This window comes from Pseudoalteromonas sp. XMcav11-Q, from assembly GCF_040104525.1.
In the GTDB taxonomy this organism is placed as follows: Bacteria; Pseudomonadota; Gammaproteobacteria; order Enterobacterales; family Alteromonadaceae; genus Pseudoalteromonas.
Map to the genome: position 1 here is coordinate 44,281 of NZ_JBECOX010000003.1, position 17,739 is coordinate 62,019.

Genomic DNA, 17,739 nt, shown 5'->3' on the forward strand with positions numbered 1-17,739 from the left:
TCTTTTTCTTGTTAGACAATGAGTATCTCACTGCTGTATCGACTCTTCATGTTTATTAAACTTTTTACTGGCATCTTTATGATTAACAAGCTCTCTGAGCAGCGCCGTGGCAAAAGTTCCTTTTGGTAAACTGAATTCTAGGGTGAGCGTACTGTTGTCAGCCATACTCACTTTAAGTGCTTCGGGTATTAATCTAAGCGCTCTACGCTCATTTTTCATCCCAAATTCAGCCAACCCTTCGTGCCATTTAGCGAAAGGAGCCAACCATTCACGCTCTTGCGGCAACAAGCCCTTTTCACCTTTGCCAACCAATGGCGCCGAAAGCAAAATGTCGCCATTCAGTAACCGTTCGATGAGCTCGCAATCAATTTCTGAATCAAAAAAGGCGTTACTACCGCTCAGTAAAAAGATTTCACGATGCCAAGTCGTTGCCAAACCATGCTCTGCCACGCGGCGACTGACGACTTCGTTAAACAGATGAGAGCGGGCGGCTGAAAGCACCAGCCCTCTGAGCTTTTTATCGCGGATCTTTTCGCCGTCAAATAACCTATCTGCCATGGCTAAGTTGTGGCCATCATGACCAAAACGTTGTTCTCCAAAATAATTAGGAACCCCTTGGCGTACGGCATTAATACGCGACAGAATATCAAGTGGAGCAGTCACGTTTCTGAGGGTAATGGCAAAGCGATTACCCTTATGACAGCCTGTTTTTAACTTTCGATTGTGCCGTATTTGTTGCACCACAAAAATAGAGTCACTATTTAATGCACTAAAATCTACCGACTTTTTAATTGGCACCGGCACACTAAACCACTGCGTACATACGCCGTGTCTGTCTTTAATTCCTGCATAACTGACATCTCGCGGTGAAATTTGAGCAAATTCTGCAAGCTTTTTAGCGACAAATGCAGTGTTTTCTCCCTTTTTTATGATCTGCAAGCAAACGTGCTCACCTTCGCCAGTAAAAGGAATATCTAAAATTTCTTCGACTCTAAAGTCTTCTGGTTGTGACTTATAATCGCCATCAGATAACGGTTTGCCGTAAAGATAATTTAGTGTCTTCATGCTTTTACCAATAGCACCACAGCATGGCTTGAGATCCCTTCCTTACGTCCCTCAAAACCCAGCTTTTCAGTAGTGGTTGCTTTAACATTAACTTGGTCCAGCTGCGCTTCACAGTCGTTTGCGATTTTACCGCGCATCGCATCAATATGTGGTCGCATTTTTGGTGCTTGCGCGACAATCGTGATATCGATATTGCCTATTTGATAGCCAAGCGCTTTCACTTGTTCCATCACGCGGCGTAATAAAATACGACTGTCGATATTTTCAAATTCACTCGCGGTATCAGGAAAGTGCTTACCAATATCTCCCAGCGCAAGCGCTCCCAACAAGGCATCACACAATGCATGAATTGCCACATCACCATCGGAGTGAGCAATAAACCCCTGTTCGTAAGGAATTTTTTCCCCACAAATCGTCAATGGGCCAGCTCCACCAAATTTATGAACATCAAATCCGTGGCCAATTCTAATCATGCTGTTTACCTTGTTGTTGAATTATAAACTCCGCCAGAGGTAAATCCTCCGGCGTTGTGATCTTAATGTTATCTGTACGCGCGGCAATGAGTTGGACTGGCTGATTTTGTAATTCCATCGCTGATGCTTCATCTGTGATATTTGCACCTTGAGAAAGTCCAAGCTCCAGCGCAGCCAATAACTCTTCATACCTAAACATTTGAGGCGTAAAAGCCTGCCATAACGACGCTCTAGGTACGGTCTCCTGTACCAACTCCGCACCGCGTTTGATGGTATCTTTAACCTTGGCAGCCAGTATGCCACCTTGCTGTTGATTTATACATTGTGAAATCAGCTGATGAATATCGTCCAGCGCAACTAAAGGTCGAGCCGCATCATGAACTAACACCCAGTCAGGGCAACTTGGTGCTAACGCTTTTAGCGCCAATAAAACGGAGTCGGCACGTTCTTGTCCACCTTCACAGTAGCTAAAACGGCTATCAGGTAGTAACGCCGATGAAAAATATCCATCTTCTTTGGAAACGGCAACCATAAATTGATTGACGCACTCAAGTCCGGCTAGTTTTTCCAGTGTATGTACTAAGATCGGTTTACCTAATAGTGGAATATATTGTTTAGGCATCTGCGCCTGCATACGACTGCCAACCCCAGCTGCGGGGATGACGACTGCAAGTTTATCGTTTCTTTTCATGAGGTACTTTCGGTAATACACGGATAAAAGTTTCGCCAGGCTTAATCATGCCAAGCTCATGACGAGCGCGCTCCTCAACACCTTCAAGGCCGAGTTTTAAATCTTCGATATCCGCTTTTAATAGTTTATTTCGTTTACTGAGGTTGGCATTGGTTTCTTGGTGCGATTTAACCACGGATTTTATCCGAGTGTAGTCCTCCACGCCGTTGTGGCCGAACCAAAGTCTGTACTGAATAAATAGCGCTAAAACCAACAGCGCTAACTGAAAAAATCGCATTGCTTAATCCAAACTTCTGTTTTTTGAGTCGATTAGGATCGTTGACTCGTTTTTGTTTTTTGTACTTGTGGCCAATTAATTGCACTGGCAAGTAGCATTTCCCTTAGCGTCAGCCTTCGTGGTACTACCGCCTTGCCAAAGTGCCAAGAATGGCCACAACAGGCAGCTGTCATTAACGCTTTCGTCGGTTTTAGCAGTTGTACACGCGCTTCATCACTTGCTTGTAAGCTATTGCCACTAACACTAAACCAGCCAAATTGGTTGCAGTGCAATTTGTCAGCCTCACCCACTTGGTCAACACTGTCGAGCCTCACGGTTGTCCCCGTCGAGTCTGCATATAGCACGGGAACCACCAGCCCCACTTTCACCTTAGTAGTAAAAAATGCTGCGTTGGCAGCGTCATCACATTTAGGCTGTGATTTTTGCTTTGCTAACCAACATCCATTGAAACTATCTAGCTCAAGCGGGACATCACCATGAATAATATGTGTGGCCGCGCGCTCAACATAATACGGCAGGCTGTTTAACAAACGCTGAAGGCGAGTATGATCTGAGAGTTCAGCAAGTTTCGGCAACTCTCTGGCATAAAATACGTTTACAAGCTCGGCAAATACAAGGCGAGATGCTTCGTCATACCAGATTGTATTTTGCTGTTGCTCCAAAACGCCTCCCGTCAATGCAATCTACTTTAGTAGACTGGTGTACATCCTTTATACACTAGCCATGTTTCAAATCAAAGCAAACTGCTCAGTTGTACTTGCTTACGGCTTGGTTCCTAATTTTGCTTGCCCCTCAGCCATAAATTGTACTACCGAACTGCGTTTTTTTCCTATTAAGAAACTACCATCAGTCAAAAACATAAAGTTCTGCCAACATCGCTTAAACACGTCAAAGCGGGTCTCGATCACATCATCTCGAGAGAGACAAAAATACACGGTAGTATTAGCTTGCCAATCAAGAAATTGCTCGATAGTTTCAGGAAATGCTTCTCCCGCTTCCCACGGTTGCTCCCAATTGAGGGTTTCTTGCCATGAGTCCGCTTTACCAACCCAGTCAGTTTTATCAAAGAAATCAGGGTGATCTTTTTCGTTGCTTACCATAGTGCTCCAAAGCACCGCAGCGCGCGCCGCTGACATTGGTTTTATCAATGCCAGGTCGGATTCTTCGATTGGAAGATCTTTATGTTTGAAAACCCAAGCTTTCTTATAATCGTCCAGCGCAATATAATTCATCTTTAAACACCTTCAGTCTTAATGGCACGGATTATAACATTTCAGCCCGTCACGTACGGCTTTTATTTTTTGGAGCTTGAATTAGTGGATATCACACCTGGAATTTACCGCCACTACAAAGGAAAATTATATCGAGTGCACGCCTTGGCAACGCACAGTGAAACGCAAGAGAAGCAAGTGGTTTATCAAACCCTATATGGAGATATGAGCTTTTGGGTTCGACCACTTGAAATGTTTTTAGAAGACGTTATGGTCGAAGGCGAAGCGGTGCCTCGCTTTACCTTAATCGAAACCGAAGCAGGGTTGGCAGCGAAAAGCTGATTGTGGCAAGATGAGCCTATCTCATCTGACCACAAGAAGTTGAACTATGTTTAAAGGTACTGATCAATATATTGCTACCTCTGCTCTACAACAGGCCGTGAATGCGGCCATCGTTTTAGAAAAACCACTCCTCATTAAAGGTGAACCTGGTACTGGCAAGACCTTACTCGCCGAAGAATTGGCAAAAAGTTTAGATACCGAACTAATTCAATGGCATATAAAGTCAACAACCAAAGCCCAGCAAGGCCTGTACGAATACGATGCGGTCTCGCGTTTACGCGACAGTCAACTTGGCGATCCTCGCGTTAATGACGTTGGCAATTACATCATCAAAGGTAAGCTGTGGCAGGCATTTACCGCCACAAAGCGCCCCGTTCTGCTGATTGATGAAATCGACAAAGCCGATATTGAATTCCCCAATGATCTGCTGTTAGAACTCGATAAAATGGAGTTTCATGTCTACGAAACTAACGAGCAAATAAAGGCAAAGGTGCGCCCCATCGTTATTATCACTTCAAACAATGAAAAAGAGCTACCAGATGCCTTTTTACGCCGCTGCTTTTTCCACTACATCGACTTTCCGAGCAAAGAAGAGATGCAGCAGATTGTAGACGTGCATTTTCCACATATTAAAGCAAATTTAGTACAACGAGCACTCGAAAGCTTTTTCCAATTACGCGACACACCAAACCTAAAGAAAAAGCCAAGCACGAGTGAATTACTCGACTGGCTAAAACTATTATTAGCGGAAGATATTTCCCCTGACGCGTTGCATGACAAATCTAACCAAGGTGGCCTAATGCCGTTATTTGGTGCGCTACTTAAAAACGAGCAAGATGTTTCTTTGGTTGAGAAACTTGCCTTTATGAGCCGCCGCTGATCATGCTCATCGATTTTGTACTCACGCTTAGACGTTACGGTATCAAAGCGAGCCTGCGCGAATTACTAGACTGTTTAGAGGCGCTGGATAAAGAAGTTTGCTTTGCCGATCTGGACGGCTTTTACTTTTTGGCAAAAACCATCTTCGTGAAAGATGAAACCTTGTTTGATAAATTCGACCGTGCGTTTGCTGATTACTTTGAGGGAATAGAGTCAATTGATCTCTTCTCACAACTTCAACAGCAGCAATTGCCTGAGGATTGGTTGCGTAAAGAGTTTGAGAAGTCGCTGTCTGAAGAAGAAAAAGCCAAACTTAACGCCATGGGTGGACTCGATAAGCTCCTTGAAACGTTGAAAGCACGCTTGGCTGAGCAACAAAAACGTCACGCAGGCGGCAATAAATGGGTTGGTACAGGAGGCACTTCGCCTTTTGGCGCTTACGGCTATAATCCTGAAGGGATCCGCATTGGCCAAGATGGAAATCGCCATCGCAGAGCAGTAAAAGTCTGGGATAAACGGCAGTATCGCAATCTTGACAGTAATACCGACATCAGCAGCCGCAATATTAAGCTTGCACTCAAGCAATTGCGTAAATTTGCGCGCAGTGGAGCAAGCGTTCAGCTCGATCTTAATGAAACCATTCGCGCTACCGCAAGACAAGGCGGCATGCTGGATGTGAAAATGGCTCCTGAGCGACATAACTCAGTGAAGGTATTGATGCTGTTTGATATTGGCGGCTCTATGGATGACCATATCCAGCTTTGTGAACAACTCTTCAGTGCCGCACACAGTGAGTTTAAGCACCTTGAGTTTTTTTACTTTCATAATTGTGTGTACGAACATGTTTGGCACGATAATGACCGTCGTGACAGCGAATTGCTTGATACTTATCAGCTAATTAACCGTTACGGTTCAGACTATCGACTAATATTTGTTGGTGACGCGACAATGGGCCCCTATGAAATCACCTATCCCGGAGGTAGCGTAGAGCATTGGAATCAAGAAGCAGGTGCTACTTGGCTGAATCGTTTAACCAATCACTTTAGTAAGGTGGCTTGGCTTAACCCTCAGCCGCAAAGCTATTGGTCTTATTACCATTCGATAGAGCTAATAAATCAATTAATGCAAGACAGAATGTATCCGCTAACAATAGAGGGACTAAGTCAGGCGTTTAAAGAGTTAAGCTAAAGCATCATTGCTTGCAAGGTAAGCACCTTGCAAGCAATGATGCGAAATTAGTCACTCGCTTCGATAGGTTCTAGTTGTAGTTTTGAAGCAATCAATACGGCTTGAGTACGATTATAGACACCCAACTTTCTGAAGATAGCGGTGATATGTGCTTTCACCGTTGCCTCTGAAATATTTAGCTCGTAGGCAATTTGCTTATTCAGCAAGCCTTCGTGTAAATATTGTAGCACTTTATATTGCTGCGGCGTGAGCGAGGCCACTTGTTGGGCAAGCTCTTTGTCCTCCCCTTCAAGTTCAGCCACTTTGTCTTTCATGCCTTCAGGCAACCACGTGTCACCTTCGAGCACTTGCTCTATGGCTTCGGTAATTTGTTCTACTGACGCCGCTTTTGGGATAAAACCCATCGCGCCGTATCCCATCACTTTAGAAATGATAGAAAGGTCTTCGCTTCCCGAAACCACAACAACTGGAAGACTTGGGTGATCCTCACGGATCCGAATTAGTCCATATAAATCACCATTGCCCGGCATATGTAAATCGAGCAGGAGTAGGTCTAGTTCTTCTTGTTGTTGTAAGACCGAGAGCGTAGTGTCAAAGTTTTCAGATTCGAATACCTCTAGTCCTTCAAACTGCGCTTTTAGAGCCCCCTTAAGCGCCTCTCGAAATAGAGGATGATCATCCGCGATTAAAAACTGATACATGCTATGCTCCTAAAAAATCGGCTGTTATCGTAAAGATAACAGCCGTTATAGTATGTTTATATTAGGTCGCAATTCAAGTTATTCAGTTAACGATTCAATCTATTCTCGATTAATTCATCAACCACACTTGGATCGGCAAGTGTAGAAGTATCCCCTAACTGTTGATACTCGTTGGCTGCAATCTTACGCAAAATACGGCGCATGATTTTACCAGAACGGGTTTTAGGTAAACCTGGAGACCATTGGATCATGTCAGGGGTTGCAATTGGGCTTAGCTCTTTACGCACCCAATTTCTCACCTCTTTAGTTAACTCGTCAGATACCGTTACCCCTTCATTTGGCGTTATATAGACATAGATCCCTTGACCTTTAATGTCGTGTGGATAGCCTACCACAGCCGCCTCAGCAACCGCTTCGTGAGCGACTAACGCACTTTCGATTTCAGCAGTACCGAGGCGGTGACCTGAAACGTTAAGTACATCATCCACGCGACCGGTGATCCAGTAGTAACCGTCTTCATCACGGCGACAACCATCGCCCGTAAAATAAACGCCCGGATAAGCCGAGAAGTACGTTTGTTCAAAACGCTCATGGTCGCCATAAACCGTACGGGCTTGTGAAGGCCAACTATCCAAAATCACCAGATTTCCTTCAGTCGCGCCTGTCAGCGTATTGCCTTCCGCGTCAAATAGTGCAGGAGCAATACCAAAGAATGGACGGGTCGCAGAACCCGGCTTAAGTGCAGTCGCGCCAGGTAGTGGCGTGATCATGATGCCGCCCGTTTCAGTTTGCCACCAAGTATCTACGATAGGACAGTCACTATTACCAATTTGCTCATAATACCAAGACCAAGCCTCTGGATTAATTGGCTCACCGACTGAACCCAAAATACGTAAACTATCACGCTTAGAACTTGCTGTCGGCTCGTCCCCTTTCGCCATCAAAGCACGGATCGCGGTAGGCGCAGTATAGAGAATAGTAACGCCATGTTTATCAACGATTTCACCCATGCGACCAGACGTCGGATAGGTCGGCACGCCTTCGAATACAACTTGAGTACAACCATTCACCAGTGGACCATAAGCAATATAACTATGACCTGTGATCCAGCCCACATCCGCGCTACACCAGTAAATATCATCTTCTTGAAGGTCGAATACATACTCATGGGTCATTGATGCATACACTAGATATCCACCCGTAGTATGCACTACCCCTTTCGGCTGACCGGTAGAGCCCGAGGTATAAAGAATAAAGAGCGGATCTTCCGCATTCATCATTTCAGGTTCACATTCGGCTGGCTTATCAGCAACTAATTCATGCCACCATACATCGTGAGCATTCCATTCAACATCGCCACCTGTTAATTGATGTACAATCACATGCTCAATAGTGGTGACGCCAACTTGTGCTACCGCTTCATCAACATTAGCCTTAAGCGGCACACAATTACCACCGCGACGACCTTCATCTGAGGTGATGACCACTTTGGCGCCAGAATCTTTAATACGGTCTGCAATCGCAGAAGGTGAAAAGCCCCCAAACACAACGGAATGGATAGCACCAATTCTTGCACAGGCCTGCATGGCATAAATTGCTTGTGGAGTCATCGGCATGTAGATTGCCACGCGGTCACCCTTTGTAACGCCCAGACTCTTAAGACCATTGGCAAGCTTTGCGACTTCATCATGCAGTTGTTGGTAGGTAATATTTTCTGTTTGTTCTGGGTTATCACCTTCCCAAATCAACGCAACTTTATCGGCGCGCTTTTCGAGGTGTCTATCGATACAGTTATAAGAGGCATTTAGTACGCCGTCTTCATACCATTTAATATTGATATGGCCTTTATCAAATGAGGTATTTTTAACTTTACTATAAGGTTTGAACCAATCTAAACGTTGACCGTGCTCTTTCCAAAACTCTGCGGGGTCATCAATCGACTTTTGATATAGTTCTTGATATTGCTCGTCGTTGATTAATGCTGCGTTCTTGATTTTTTCAGGAACTGGATAAATGCTCTGTGACATAGTCATCTCCATTATATTTAGAGGTCTAGGTCTGCTAGACACGCTTTTCCTAAGGATCACCCAGCCTTGGGTGTTTAAGTATTAGACCTTAGTTGTAGAACAGCTGCAAACGTAAAAGTTTCATACAACTTACCGACTGTACCTAATTCAAACGTTATGATCGCCTTATCCTCCGCTCATTTACTGTATGCCACCTTAGTCTAATAGACCAATAGGTAATTGAGTAAAAACCAACCTTAAACAACAGTTAGTGATGATTAATATGAATATCGGCTGCTGCCAACTGCAAAGCACAGCTATTGAGGAACTGGATTATGACAACGAATAACATTAATAAAAAACTGCTCGCAGTTGCTATCAGTAGCCTCTGCGCTCTCCCTGCCACTGCGGCTGAGATTGGCGATACTAAAGTTAACTATGGTGGTTATATCAAGCTAGATGCCATTTGGAGTGACTTTTCTGACGGCGCGCTGGGTGCGCAAAATATCGGCCGAGACTTTTACGTTCCTGGTACGACTCCTGTCGGGGTTAACTCAGATAGCGATGCTGTGTTTGATATGCACGCTCGCCAATCTCGCTTTAGCTTCGGGACCGATACTAAGCTTGATGATGGCAGCAGTATCAAGACTAAAATCGAGCTAGACTTTATTTCTACATCTGGAGGCAATGAGCGTGTGAGTAACTCCTACTCACCTCGTATTCGCCAAGCCTTTGTGAGCTACAAAGGCTTCTTGTTCGGTCAAGCTTGGTCAAACTTCCAAAATGTTAGCGCGCTACCAGAGACTTTAGATTTCGTTGGCCCAGCTGAAGGCACTGTTTTCGTACGCCAAGCCATGGCTAAATACACCACGGGAAACTGGTCTTTCTCTATTGAAAACCCAGAAAGCACGGTTACCACTGCAGATAGTGGCCGTGTCGTCACTGATGACGCTAGCATGCCTGATTTCACTGCACGTTACACACACAATGCAGATTGGGGTCATATTGCGGTAGCGGCACTTGCGCGCCAAATAACCTATAAAGTCGGTGGAGCTGATGAGTCTGAAAGCTCATTTGGGGTCAGTGCATCTGGTCGTGTTAATTTTGGCAACAATAACTTGAAGTTTATGCTGACCCAAGGCCAAGGGCTTGGTCGTTATGTAGGACTGAACGTTGCTAATGGTGCGGTATACGACGGTAACTCGTTACATGCAATTGACTCGACGTCGGGCTTTATTGCTTACCAACATAGCTGGAATGATCAGTTCCGCTCAACATTCTTATACTCATTCTTTAATGCTGATAACGAAAGCGATTTGCTGGCGGTAACTGGCGATCCGACAAAATCAAGTATGAGTTACAGCGCAAACCTACTTTATTCACCCGTGAAAAAACTTACCTTTGGTGCTGAATATAAGATGGGTACTCGGGAAACAGAAAGTGGCCTCGAAGGTGATTTAGATAGACTGCAACTTTCAGTGAAGTACGTGTTTTAAGGTTTTGTAATTTTAATAGGCTAGTACCAATTCACTTCCTAACTGCGGCCTATTGGCCGCTTTTTTATTGTTGGTCGCGACATAAAGTCGCTGCTACGATGTGTTTTTCCGCTACATAAAATCCGCTGCTACGGTGTGTTTCTTCGCTACATAAAATCCGCTGCTACGATGTGTTTCTTCGCGATATAAAGTCGTAGCTACAATGTGTTTCTTCACGATATAAAGTCGTAGCTACGGTGTGTTTCTTCGCGATATAAAGTCGCTGCTACGGTGTGTTTCTTCGCGATATAAAGTCGCTGCTACGATGTATTTTTTCGCGACATAAAGTCGCTGCCACGGTGTGCTTTTTCGCGACATAAAGTCGCTGCTACGATGTATTTTTTCGCGATATAAAGTCGTAGCTACAATGTGTTTCTTCGCGACATAAAGTCGCTGCTACGATGTATTTTTTCGCGATATAAAGTCGTAGCTACAATGTGTTTCTTCGCGACATAAAGTCGCTGCTACGATGTATTTTTTCGCGATATAAAGTCGCTGCTACAATGTGTTTTTTCGCGGCATAAAGGCTCTGTTACAGTGTATTTCTTCGCGACATAAAGTCGCTGCTACGGTGTGTTTTTTGCGGCATGAAAGATCGCGGCTACTCGTGGGATTTCATAGTCTAACGTTGTGGCCATATCGCGCCAATAAAAAACCCCGCTGGCTGGCGGGGTTTTACAATCATCTCAAAAGCATCATCTTATTGAGCTTTTGCATCCTTCATATAATCAAAGAACTTGCTATCCGGTGATAACACCATAACGTCATTCTTATCTTTAAAGGTATTTTTATATGCTTCAAGCGAACGAACAAACCCGAAAAACTCAGGGTCTTTATTATATGCTTTAGCGTAAATGTTTGCCGCCGTTGCATCACCTTGACCGCGAACCGCGCGAGCATTACGCTCAGCATCTGCAAGCATTACTGTCACTCGACGATCAACATTAGCACGGATGGTCTCCGCCTTCTCTTGACCCTCAGAGCGGTGCTCTTTCGCCACAGCTTGACGCTCCGCACGCATACGCTGGTAGATCGAGTTACTTACTTCGTTAGGTAGGTTAATTTGCTTAACACGGACATCAAGTACTTCAATCCCAAGCTCAGTTGCACTTTCAGACGCTTGAACTAACGCTTCTTCCATTAGCTCGCTACGTTCACCAGATACTATTTCTTTAATAGTACGCGAACCGAAGTTTGTTCTTAGACCGTTGTTCACCTTTTGCTTAAGTAGCGTTTCAGCATACTGTTTATCACCACGCGCACGTAGGTAATAAGCACTAAAATCATTCACGCGCCACTTAACGTAAGAATCCACGATCAAGTCTTTCTTCTCGCTCGTTACAAAGCGATCAGGTTGACCATCAAGTGTTTGGATCCGTGCATCTAATTTACGTACTTGGCTAAAGAAAGGCACTTTCAGGTGAAGGCCAGGTTCATACACCAGAGCATCGCCATTCGCGTCTTTTTGTACCTTGCTAAATAGCAGTACAATTGCTCTTTGACCTTCGTTTACTACAAAGATACCAGAGAACGACATGATCACGGCAGTGACTAATAGAAGTAGACTAAAATTCTTCATATTGATTATCTCCCGTTACCAAATCTGTCGCGATTAAATCTATCACCGCCTGAATTGACAGAGCTATTTTGCTGTTGAGTACCTTCAATCGTTCTACGAAGCTGCTCAATATCGCTCTGATTTGGCAAACGTACTGGTGACGAAGCGTTGTTATGGGATTGCATAATCTTATCAAGTGGTAGATACAGCATGTTATTACCACCTTCAACATCAACCAATACCTTTGAGCTACGGCCCAAAACTTGCTCCATTGTATCAATATATAAGCGTTTACGCGTTACTTCTTTCGCAGCTTGGTATTCTGGTAGTAACTTTTCAAAGCGCTCCACTTCACCTCGAGATTCAAGGATTATACGCTCGCGATAAGCTTCTGCTTCTTGCGTCATACGAGTCACTTGACCACGCGCACGCGGTTCAATTTCTTTCGCATAAGCTTCTGCTTCACGAATGAAACGCTCTTCATCTTCTTGTGCAGCAATCGCATCATCAAATGCGTCTTTTACTTCTGAAGGAGGACGCGAGTCCTTAAAGTTAACGTCTGTAACAATCAAACCAAGATTGTATGGTTCGATAATACTGTTTAGCTCTTCCCAAGTGCGCTGACGAACCACTTCACGACCCGTAGTTAACACTTGGTCCATGCGAGAATGGCCCACAACGTAACGTAGAGCACTGTCTAGCGCTTGTTGTAAGCTGTGATCAGCATCGGTCACACTGAAACGATAAAGCGTTGGATCTACAACACGATATTGCACTTCAAACTCAACACTCACGACGTTTTCGTCTTCCGTAAGCATAAAGCCTGAAGCCGACAATGAACGCACCGCTTCAATATCTACAGGAATAACACGCTCGATGAACGTGGCTTTCCAGCGCAGACCCGGCTCAGCAATACGGTCAAATTTACCAAATTGCAACACGATACCGCGCTCAGCTTCTTTTACCGTGTAAATACCACTTAGTGCCCATACGATGGCTGCGATAATAAGTATAAAGACGAAACCAGCACCGCCTAATCCGCCATTACCACCTTTCCCCGGCTTACCGCCGAAAATACCGCCGAATTTATTACCAAATTTACGGAATACTTCATCTAGATCAGGTGGGCCTTGATCCCGCCCCCCGCGGTTTTTCCACGGATCGTTATCATTGCCATTATTACCCGGTTCGTTCCAGGCCATAGCTATACTCCATTGTTATTTAAATGAATTAGGTTAAATCTAACAAAATTCGAGCGACTCTCATATAAAAATACGCTCGAAATTGACGATTTTTAACTACCAACAACCAAATCATTGAGATTTCGCCCGAATTCCTTATTGAGCTTTTCCCATTCGATTTTTGGCATTCTTACCGAAACAAGCCAGTTGCCTTGCTCGTCGTAGCCTTTTTCATCCACGGCATTAAGCTCAAATAGTGCACCTCGTAAGCGCCCAAGCGCAGGAGGTACGGCAAGCTCAGCTGTGAAAACGGTTTTTGCCAACAACTCTTTAACGGCGTCGAATAACAACGAAATCCCTTCTCCAGAGTGGGCACTTAACCACACTCTGATCGGTTTTCCTTCATCGTCCCTATCTATTCTAGGCGCAACTTCGTCCATTAGATCAATTTTGTTGTAGACTAAAAGTTGAGGAATGTCATTGGCTTCAATTTCCTCTAGAACCAATTGTACCTGTTCTATATTTTCTTTTCTTCTCGGATCTGCAACATCGATGACATGAAGCTGTAAATCCGCCTCACGAGTCTCTGTTAAAGTCGCCTTAAATGCTGCTACCAAGTCATGAGGTAAATGACGAATAAAACCTACTGTATCTGCTAAGATAACGGGGCCAACATCATCGATTTCGATCTTTCTTAGCGTAGGATCAAGCGTTGCGAACAATTGGTCCGCAGCATATACATCCGCATCCGTAATTTTGTTAAACAGCGTCGATTTACCCGCATTGGTGTAGCCTACCAGAGAAACAGTTGGGATCTCGTTACGACTACGCGCTCGACGCCCTTGCTCACGCACAACGGCTACCTTGTCTAATCGTTTACGAATACTCTTAATTCGCTCTCTTAGTAACCGTCTATCGGTTTCTAATTGGGTTTCACCAGGACCACGTAAGCCGATCCCCCCTTTTTGCCTTTCTAAGTGCGTCCATCCTCGAATTAAGCGCGTAGAGATATGCCTTAGCTGAGCAAGCTCAACCTGCAATTTACCTTCGTGGGTACGGGCTCTTTGCGCGAAAATATCTAAGATCAGCGTTGTCCTATCTAACACTCGGCACTTACAAACGCGTTCTAAATTGCGCTCTTGTGAGGGACTGAGTTGGTGGTTAAATATGATGACATCTGCGTTGTGGATGTTGACAATCTCGGCAATTTCTTCAGCTTTACCCGTTCCGACAAACAACTTTGCATGTGGTGTTTGACGGCTGCCTTGCACAACCGCCACACTACTAACACCAGCAGAAGAAACTAGCATTTCCAATTCACGTAGATCTTCGCGATCTCCTTCGTGAGGAAATTCTATATGAACCAAGACTGCCTGTTCGCCGGCTTCATAACGGTCAAACAAGCATTAAGCTCCTACTAATAAGAATTAATAATTACCTTCTTCACCTTGGTCGCCCGCTTCACTTCCGGTTGCATTTTGGAAGTTAACCGCACGAGCTGGAACCACAGTGGAGATGGCGTGTTTGTAAACCATTTGGTTTACTGTGTTTTCAAGCAAAATCACAAATTGGTCAAATGACTGGATCTTGCCCTGTAATTTAATGCCATTCACTAAAAAAATTGAGACAGGAATGCGCTCACGACGCAAGACATTCAAAAATGGGTCTTGTAAAGATTGGCCTTTTGCCATTTTCTTATCCTTCGTTTTAGGTGTTATTATGTCAGGTCGTTGATTTAATCAGAACACGCTGATTTAACAACTACTATTAGCTTAGCGAAGTTAGAACACGTTGCAAGTTTTCTTGACTATCGGTGTCAAGCCAAGTCACATCTTGCCACCCCCTCAGCCAAGTTAATTGCCGCTTCGCCAGTTGTCTGGTCGCTGCGACGCCTTTGAAAACCATTTCGTTATAATCGCACTCGCCAGCTAAATACTCCCACATTTGCCGATATCCGACACAGCGAATAGAAGGCAAATCAGGGTGTAAATCTTTACGTTGATATAAGGCCAAAACTTCATTTTTAAAGCCTTCATCCAACATTATTTCAAATCTTTTCTCTATACGTTCATGTAAGACTTTTCGGTCACTTGGTGCAATCGCAAATTGATGAAATTGATACGGCAATGCATCCTGTTTGCTTTGCTGCAATTGAGTCATCGTTTTACCACTAATGCGATAAACTTCCAAAGCACGGTTGATACGTTGCGAATCGTTTTCGCTGATTTTAGCCGCAGCTTCTGAGTCAATCTCTTTTAACTGTTGATGCAGCGCAGGCCAACCCTTTTGTTCGGCTTCGCGCTCCAATACCGCTCTGATTTCAGCATCAGCCTCTGGTAATGGCGACAGGCCTTCAATCAAGCCTTTAAAGTACATCATCGTGCCACCCACTAAAATTGGCACCTTGCCACGCTGATGAAAATCGTCAATTAGTTTAATAGCATCAGCACGAAACTCAGCAACCGAATAGCTTTGTGCTGGATCAATAATATCAATTAGGTGATGTGGTGCCTGTGCTTGCTCTTGTGCGCTCGGCTTTGCCGTACCGATATCCATCCCTTTGTACACTAACGCCGAGTCTACACTGATGATTTCGGTATTTAACGCTTGGCATAACTCTATGGCCAATGCGGTTTTGCCCGCTGCTGTCGGTCCCATTAGGGTAATGACAGGTAACTTGTTCACATCTAACCTACTAATAAACTGCACTAATCTCGTATTATAGCTGATAGTACATGGTAATTAATACCTACTTAGGCACGAATTACTGCGAACTTAAAAAACTGACCAACTTCTGGGCATCAATTGTAACCGCACTTTTATGAATACGAGCCAAACATGAGGCTTTTGAAAGTAATTTTTCTTTAACTAAATCAAAATGCTGGCTATCGAAATAGCTACTGGGTGTTGAGACTTCTAGCCACTGTAACCAATCTTGGAGTTCAGCATCTGAGCTTGGTTCCATCATCTGCTTAGAAATTTCACCAACATCTATGCTATAGAGCGACACTGGCAACTTTTTAACTAAAATATGACCATCAAAAATTTCAATCATAAACCCTAAAATTGCCAACCAAGTTTCACGCTGCTGCAATGCTTCCAGTGCGGCTTTATCTAACTTGATGCGCACGGGTAACAACAACGCTTTGCCTTGCAATGTGCCATCTTGCTCAATTTGCATTTGCCAATATGGCAACAGCCCCTGCCTACAATCACCAAACAACAAATGATTGTCTTGCTCAAGTATGACTTTACCTTGTGGTAACAGCATCCAGCTAGATTTACTAGCGGATATCGGGACGCTACTTACTTCATTTGACGGTAATGCAGCTTCTTCAATTTGATCGAAGTGCTGCATCTGTTGATGTGATAGTCCTTGATAGAGCTGGTTTACATTCACCTGCTTTTTGCCACCACCTGTTGCACCGCCATAATTACTTCGGCCACTACTTGAAGCTGCTCTTGATGCCTCTGAGCGCTCGCCGAAGGCACTTGGAGCCGAATAGGTCTGTGCTTGCGTTTCGGGCTGTAAGGTTGAACGGTAACTTTGATGATAGGTTTCATCTACCTGTTCTTGGGGCGTAAATAATGGCGATGCGATATCAGGTGCTTGAGTCTCGGTCTCGCTTGCACAAGGTAAATCAATTTGCTCCGTCGCGACCTGCTTTATTGCTTGTACGATAAAGTCGTGAACCAAGCGCGCTTGATGGAAGCGAACTTCGTGTTTCGCGGGATGGACATTAACGTCAACTTGTCTCGGATCTAACTCAAGATATATGACAAAACCGGGAAGCTCTTCATGCCCGATTGATTCATCAAATGCTTGGCGAATCGCATGTAAGATGAGCTTATCTCGCATCATACGACCGTTTACGTAGGTATATTGTGTGCCGTTGTTCACCCCCGCAGGTAACACCCAACCGAATAATCTTAGTCCCTCATGACCTGAGTCGATAAAGCTTGCTTGCTGTAAGAATGCTTTACCACCAACTTGCGCAACTCGCTCAACACCTTTTTCAATAGTGCGTGGGCGATATTGGCGAACCACCTTTTGGTTATGAGTGAGCGTGATGGCAACATCAAAACGACTCAATGCAATACGCTTAACCAGCTCATCGATATGGCTAAACTCGGTTTTTTCGGTGCGTAAAAACTTTCTTCGTGCAGGCGTGTTGAAAAACAGATCTTTGACTTCAATCGTGGTGCCGTCTGGGTGCGCGGTAGGTTGAACCTGCACAGCCATATCTCGCCCTTCGGCGAAAGCCTGCCAAGCTGTCTCTTGTGCTTGAGGTTTAGAGCTCAGAGTCAGTCGCGATACTGAACTGATGGATGCCAGCGCCTCACCTCGAAAGCCAAGCGAAGCAATACACTCCAGATCATCTAAACTTTTCAGTTTACTTGTCGCGTGGCGAGACAATGCCAACATCAGCTCGTCTTTAACAATACCGATACCGTTATCACGGATCCGAATAAGCTTGTGTCCTCCACGCTCAATGTCTATTTGAATGCGCGTCGCACCAGCATCAATACTGTTTTCCACCAGCTCTTTCACGACGGATGCTGGCCGCTCCACTACCTCACCGGCAGCGATTTGGTTGGCCAACCGAGCTGGAAGTATTTCTATCGTCATCA

At 44.6% G+C, this 17,739-nt stretch carries 18 protein-coding genes; 4 read left to right on the forward strand and 14 right to left on the reverse strand.

What is annotated here, in order from left to right; genetic code table 11:
* Positions 1–27: 27 nt before the first annotated feature.
* From ABMY45_RS05820 to ABMY45_RS05845, 6 genes are all read right to left on the reverse strand, one after another.
* Positions 28–1,065, reverse strand: coding sequence for a tRNA pseudouridine(13) synthase TruD (locus ABMY45_RS05820; protein WP_010605638.1), 1,038 nt, complete (start codon positions 1,063–1,065; stop codon positions 28–30).
* Entirely contained in the window at positions 1,062–1,538 is a 477-nt protein-coding gene (gene ispF, locus ABMY45_RS05825) for a 2-C-methyl-D-erythritol 2,4-cyclodiphosphate synthase (protein ID WP_010605639.1), read from the reverse strand. The genes ABMY45_RS05820 and ispF overlap by 4 nt, the downstream gene beginning before the upstream one ends.
* Entirely contained in the window at positions 1,531–2,229 is a 699-nt protein-coding gene (gene ispD / locus ABMY45_RS05830) for a 2-C-methyl-D-erythritol 4-phosphate cytidylyltransferase (RefSeq protein WP_239421605.1), read from the reverse strand. The genes ispF and ispD overlap by 8 nt, the downstream gene beginning before the upstream one ends.
* Positions 2,213–2,506: a cell division protein FtsB gene (gene ftsB, locus ABMY45_RS05835; protein WP_010605642.1), complete on the reverse strand. Its 294-nt coding sequence runs from the start codon at positions 2,504–2,506 to the stop codon at positions 2,213–2,215. Before ftsB ends, ispD begins: the two co-directional genes overlap by 17 nt.
* Positions 2,507–2,538: 32 nt before the next feature.
* The gene (locus ABMY45_RS05840; RefSeq protein ID WP_010605643.1) at positions 2,539–3,183 is read right to left on the reverse strand and encodes a hypothetical protein; all 645 of its coding nucleotides are present in this window, start codon (positions 3,181–3,183) and stop codon (positions 2,539–2,541) included.
* A gap of 84 nt (positions 3,184–3,267) precedes the next feature.
* A complete protein-coding gene (locus ABMY45_RS05845) occupies positions 3,268–3,738 on the reverse strand; it encodes a DUF2947 domain-containing protein (RefSeq protein ID WP_045962078.1) in 471 nt (156 codons plus the stop codon).
* A gap of 84 nt (positions 3,739–3,822) precedes the next feature.
* On the opposite strand from ABMY45_RS05845, the gene ABMY45_RS05850 reads away from it, so the two are divergent.
* From ABMY45_RS05850 to ABMY45_RS05860, 3 genes are read left to right on the forward strand one after another with little or no spacing between them, the layout of a single operon-like run.
* Complete coding sequence (locus ABMY45_RS05850) at positions 3,823–4,059, forward strand: DUF1653 domain-containing protein (protein ID WP_010377401.1); 237 nt, start codon at positions 3,823–3,825, stop codon at positions 4,057–4,059.
* 46 nt (positions 4,060–4,105) lie between these two features.
* Positions 4,106–4,939, forward strand: a complete 834-nt coding sequence (locus tag ABMY45_RS05855) for a MoxR family ATPase (RefSeq protein WP_235366981.1) — start codon at positions 4,106–4,108, stop codon at positions 4,937–4,939.
* 2 nt (positions 4,940–4,941) lie between these two features.
* Positions 4,942–6,126: a VWA domain-containing protein gene (locus tag ABMY45_RS05860; RefSeq protein ID WP_239421604.1), complete on the forward strand. Its 1,185-nt coding sequence runs from the start codon at positions 4,942–4,944 to the stop codon at positions 6,124–6,126.
* Between the two features lie 47 nt (positions 6,127–6,173).
* On the opposite strand, the gene ABMY45_RS05865 is transcribed toward ABMY45_RS05860, so the two are convergent.
* A complete protein-coding gene (locus tag ABMY45_RS05865) occupies positions 6,174–6,827 on the reverse strand; it encodes a response regulator transcription factor (protein ID WP_010605647.1) in 654 nt (217 codons plus the stop codon).
* An 86-nt stretch (positions 6,828–6,913) separates the two neighbouring features.
* Positions 6,914–8,854, reverse strand: a complete 1,941-nt coding sequence (gene acs, locus ABMY45_RS05870; protein WP_239421603.1) for an acetate--CoA ligase — start codon at positions 8,852–8,854, stop codon at positions 6,914–6,916.
* A gap of 314 nt (positions 8,855–9,168) precedes the next feature.
* On the opposite strand from acs, the gene ABMY45_RS05875 reads away from it, so the two are divergent.
* A complete protein-coding gene (locus ABMY45_RS05875; protein ID WP_235366976.1) occupies positions 9,169–10,329 on the forward strand; it encodes a DcaP family trimeric outer membrane transporter in 1,161 nt (386 codons plus the stop codon).
* Between the two features lie 739 nt (positions 10,330–11,068).
* Here the strand turns inward: ABMY45_RS05875 and hflC are convergent.
* From hflC to mutL, 6 genes are all read right to left on the reverse strand, one after another.
* On the reverse strand, positions 11,069–11,947 hold the full coding sequence (hflC, locus tag ABMY45_RS05880; RefSeq protein ID WP_010377388.1) for a protease modulator HflC: 879 nt from the start codon (positions 11,945–11,947) through the stop codon (positions 11,069–11,071).
* Between the two features lie 5 nt (positions 11,948–11,952).
* A complete protein-coding gene (gene hflK / locus ABMY45_RS05885; RefSeq protein WP_010605650.1) occupies positions 11,953–13,128 on the reverse strand; it encodes an FtsH protease activity modulator HflK in 1,176 nt (391 codons plus the stop codon).
* A gap of 92 nt (positions 13,129–13,220) precedes the next feature.
* Positions 13,221–14,510 carry a ribosome rescue GTPase HflX gene (gene hflX / locus ABMY45_RS05890; RefSeq protein ID WP_349288573.1) on the reverse strand — a complete coding sequence of 430 codons (1,290 nt, stop codon included), beginning with the start codon at positions 14,508–14,510 and terminating at the stop codon, positions 13,221–13,223.
* A 24-nt stretch (positions 14,511–14,534) separates the two neighbouring features.
* Entirely contained in the window at positions 14,535–14,798 is a 264-nt protein-coding gene (gene hfq, locus ABMY45_RS05895) for an RNA chaperone Hfq (RefSeq protein WP_010377383.1), read from the reverse strand.
* 76 nt (positions 14,799–14,874) lie between these two features.
* Positions 14,875–15,765, reverse strand: a complete 891-nt coding sequence (gene miaA, locus ABMY45_RS05900; RefSeq protein WP_217448665.1) for a tRNA (adenosine(37)-N6)-dimethylallyltransferase MiaA — start codon at positions 15,763–15,765, stop codon at positions 14,875–14,877.
* A 106-nt stretch (positions 15,766–15,871) separates the two neighbouring features.
* A complete protein-coding gene (mutL, locus tag ABMY45_RS05905) occupies positions 15,872–17,737 on the reverse strand; it encodes a DNA mismatch repair endonuclease MutL (protein WP_349288690.1) in 1,866 nt (621 codons plus the stop codon).
* Positions 17,738–17,739: the final 2 nt, after the last annotated feature.

Coding starts and splice junctions, on each gene's coding strand:
- ABMY45_RS05865 (WP_010605647.1), bottom strand. CDS start 6,827: ATGTATCAGTTTTTAATCGCGGATGATCATCCTCTATTTCGAGAGGCG.
- ABMY45_RS05820 (WP_010605638.1), bottom strand. CDS start 1,065: ATGAAGACACTAAATTATCTTTACGGCAAACCGTTATCTGATGGCGAT.
- ABMY45_RS05875 (WP_235366976.1), top strand. CDS start 9,169: ATGACAACGAATAACATTAATAAAAAACTGCTCGCAGTTGCTATCAGT.
- hfq (WP_010377383.1), bottom strand. CDS start 14,798: ATGGCAAAAGGCCAATCTTTACAAGACCCATTTTTGAATGTCTTGCGT.
- hflC (WP_010377388.1), bottom strand. CDS start 11,947: ATGAAGAATTTTAGTCTACTTCTATTAGTCACTGCCGTGATCATGTCG.
- ABMY45_RS05855 (WP_235366981.1), top strand. CDS start 4,106: ATGTTTAAAGGTACTGATCAATATATTGCTACCTCTGCTCTACAACAG.
- ispD (WP_239421605.1), bottom strand. CDS start 2,229: ATGAAAAGAAACGATAAACTTGCAGTCGTCATCCCCGCAGCTGGGGTT.
- miaA (WP_217448665.1), bottom strand. CDS start 15,765: ATGGGACCGACAGCAGCGGGCAAAACCGCATTGGCCATAGAGTTATGC.
- ftsB (WP_010605642.1), bottom strand. CDS start 2,506: ATGCGATTTTTTCAGTTAGCGCTGTTGGTTTTAGCGCTATTTATTCAG.
- mutL (WP_349288690.1), bottom strand. CDS start 17,737: ATGACGATAGAAATACTTCCAGCTCGGTTGGCCAACCAAATCGCTGCC.
- ispF (WP_010605639.1), bottom strand. CDS start 1,538: ATGATTAGAATTGGCCACGGATTTGATGTTCATAAATTTGGTGGAGCT.
- ABMY45_RS05845 (WP_045962078.1), bottom strand. CDS start 3,738: ATGAATTATATTGCGCTGGACGATTATAAGAAAGCTTGGGTTTTCAAA.
- ABMY45_RS05860 (WP_239421604.1), top strand. CDS start 4,942: ATGCTCATCGATTTTGTACTCACGCTTAGACGTTACGGTATCAAAGCG.
- acs (WP_239421603.1), bottom strand. CDS start 8,854: ATGTCACAGAGCATTTATCCAGTTCCTGAAAAAATCAAGAACGCAGCA.
- hflK (WP_010605650.1), bottom strand. CDS start 13,128: ATGGCCTGGAACGAACCGGGTAATAATGGCAATGATAACGATCCGTGG.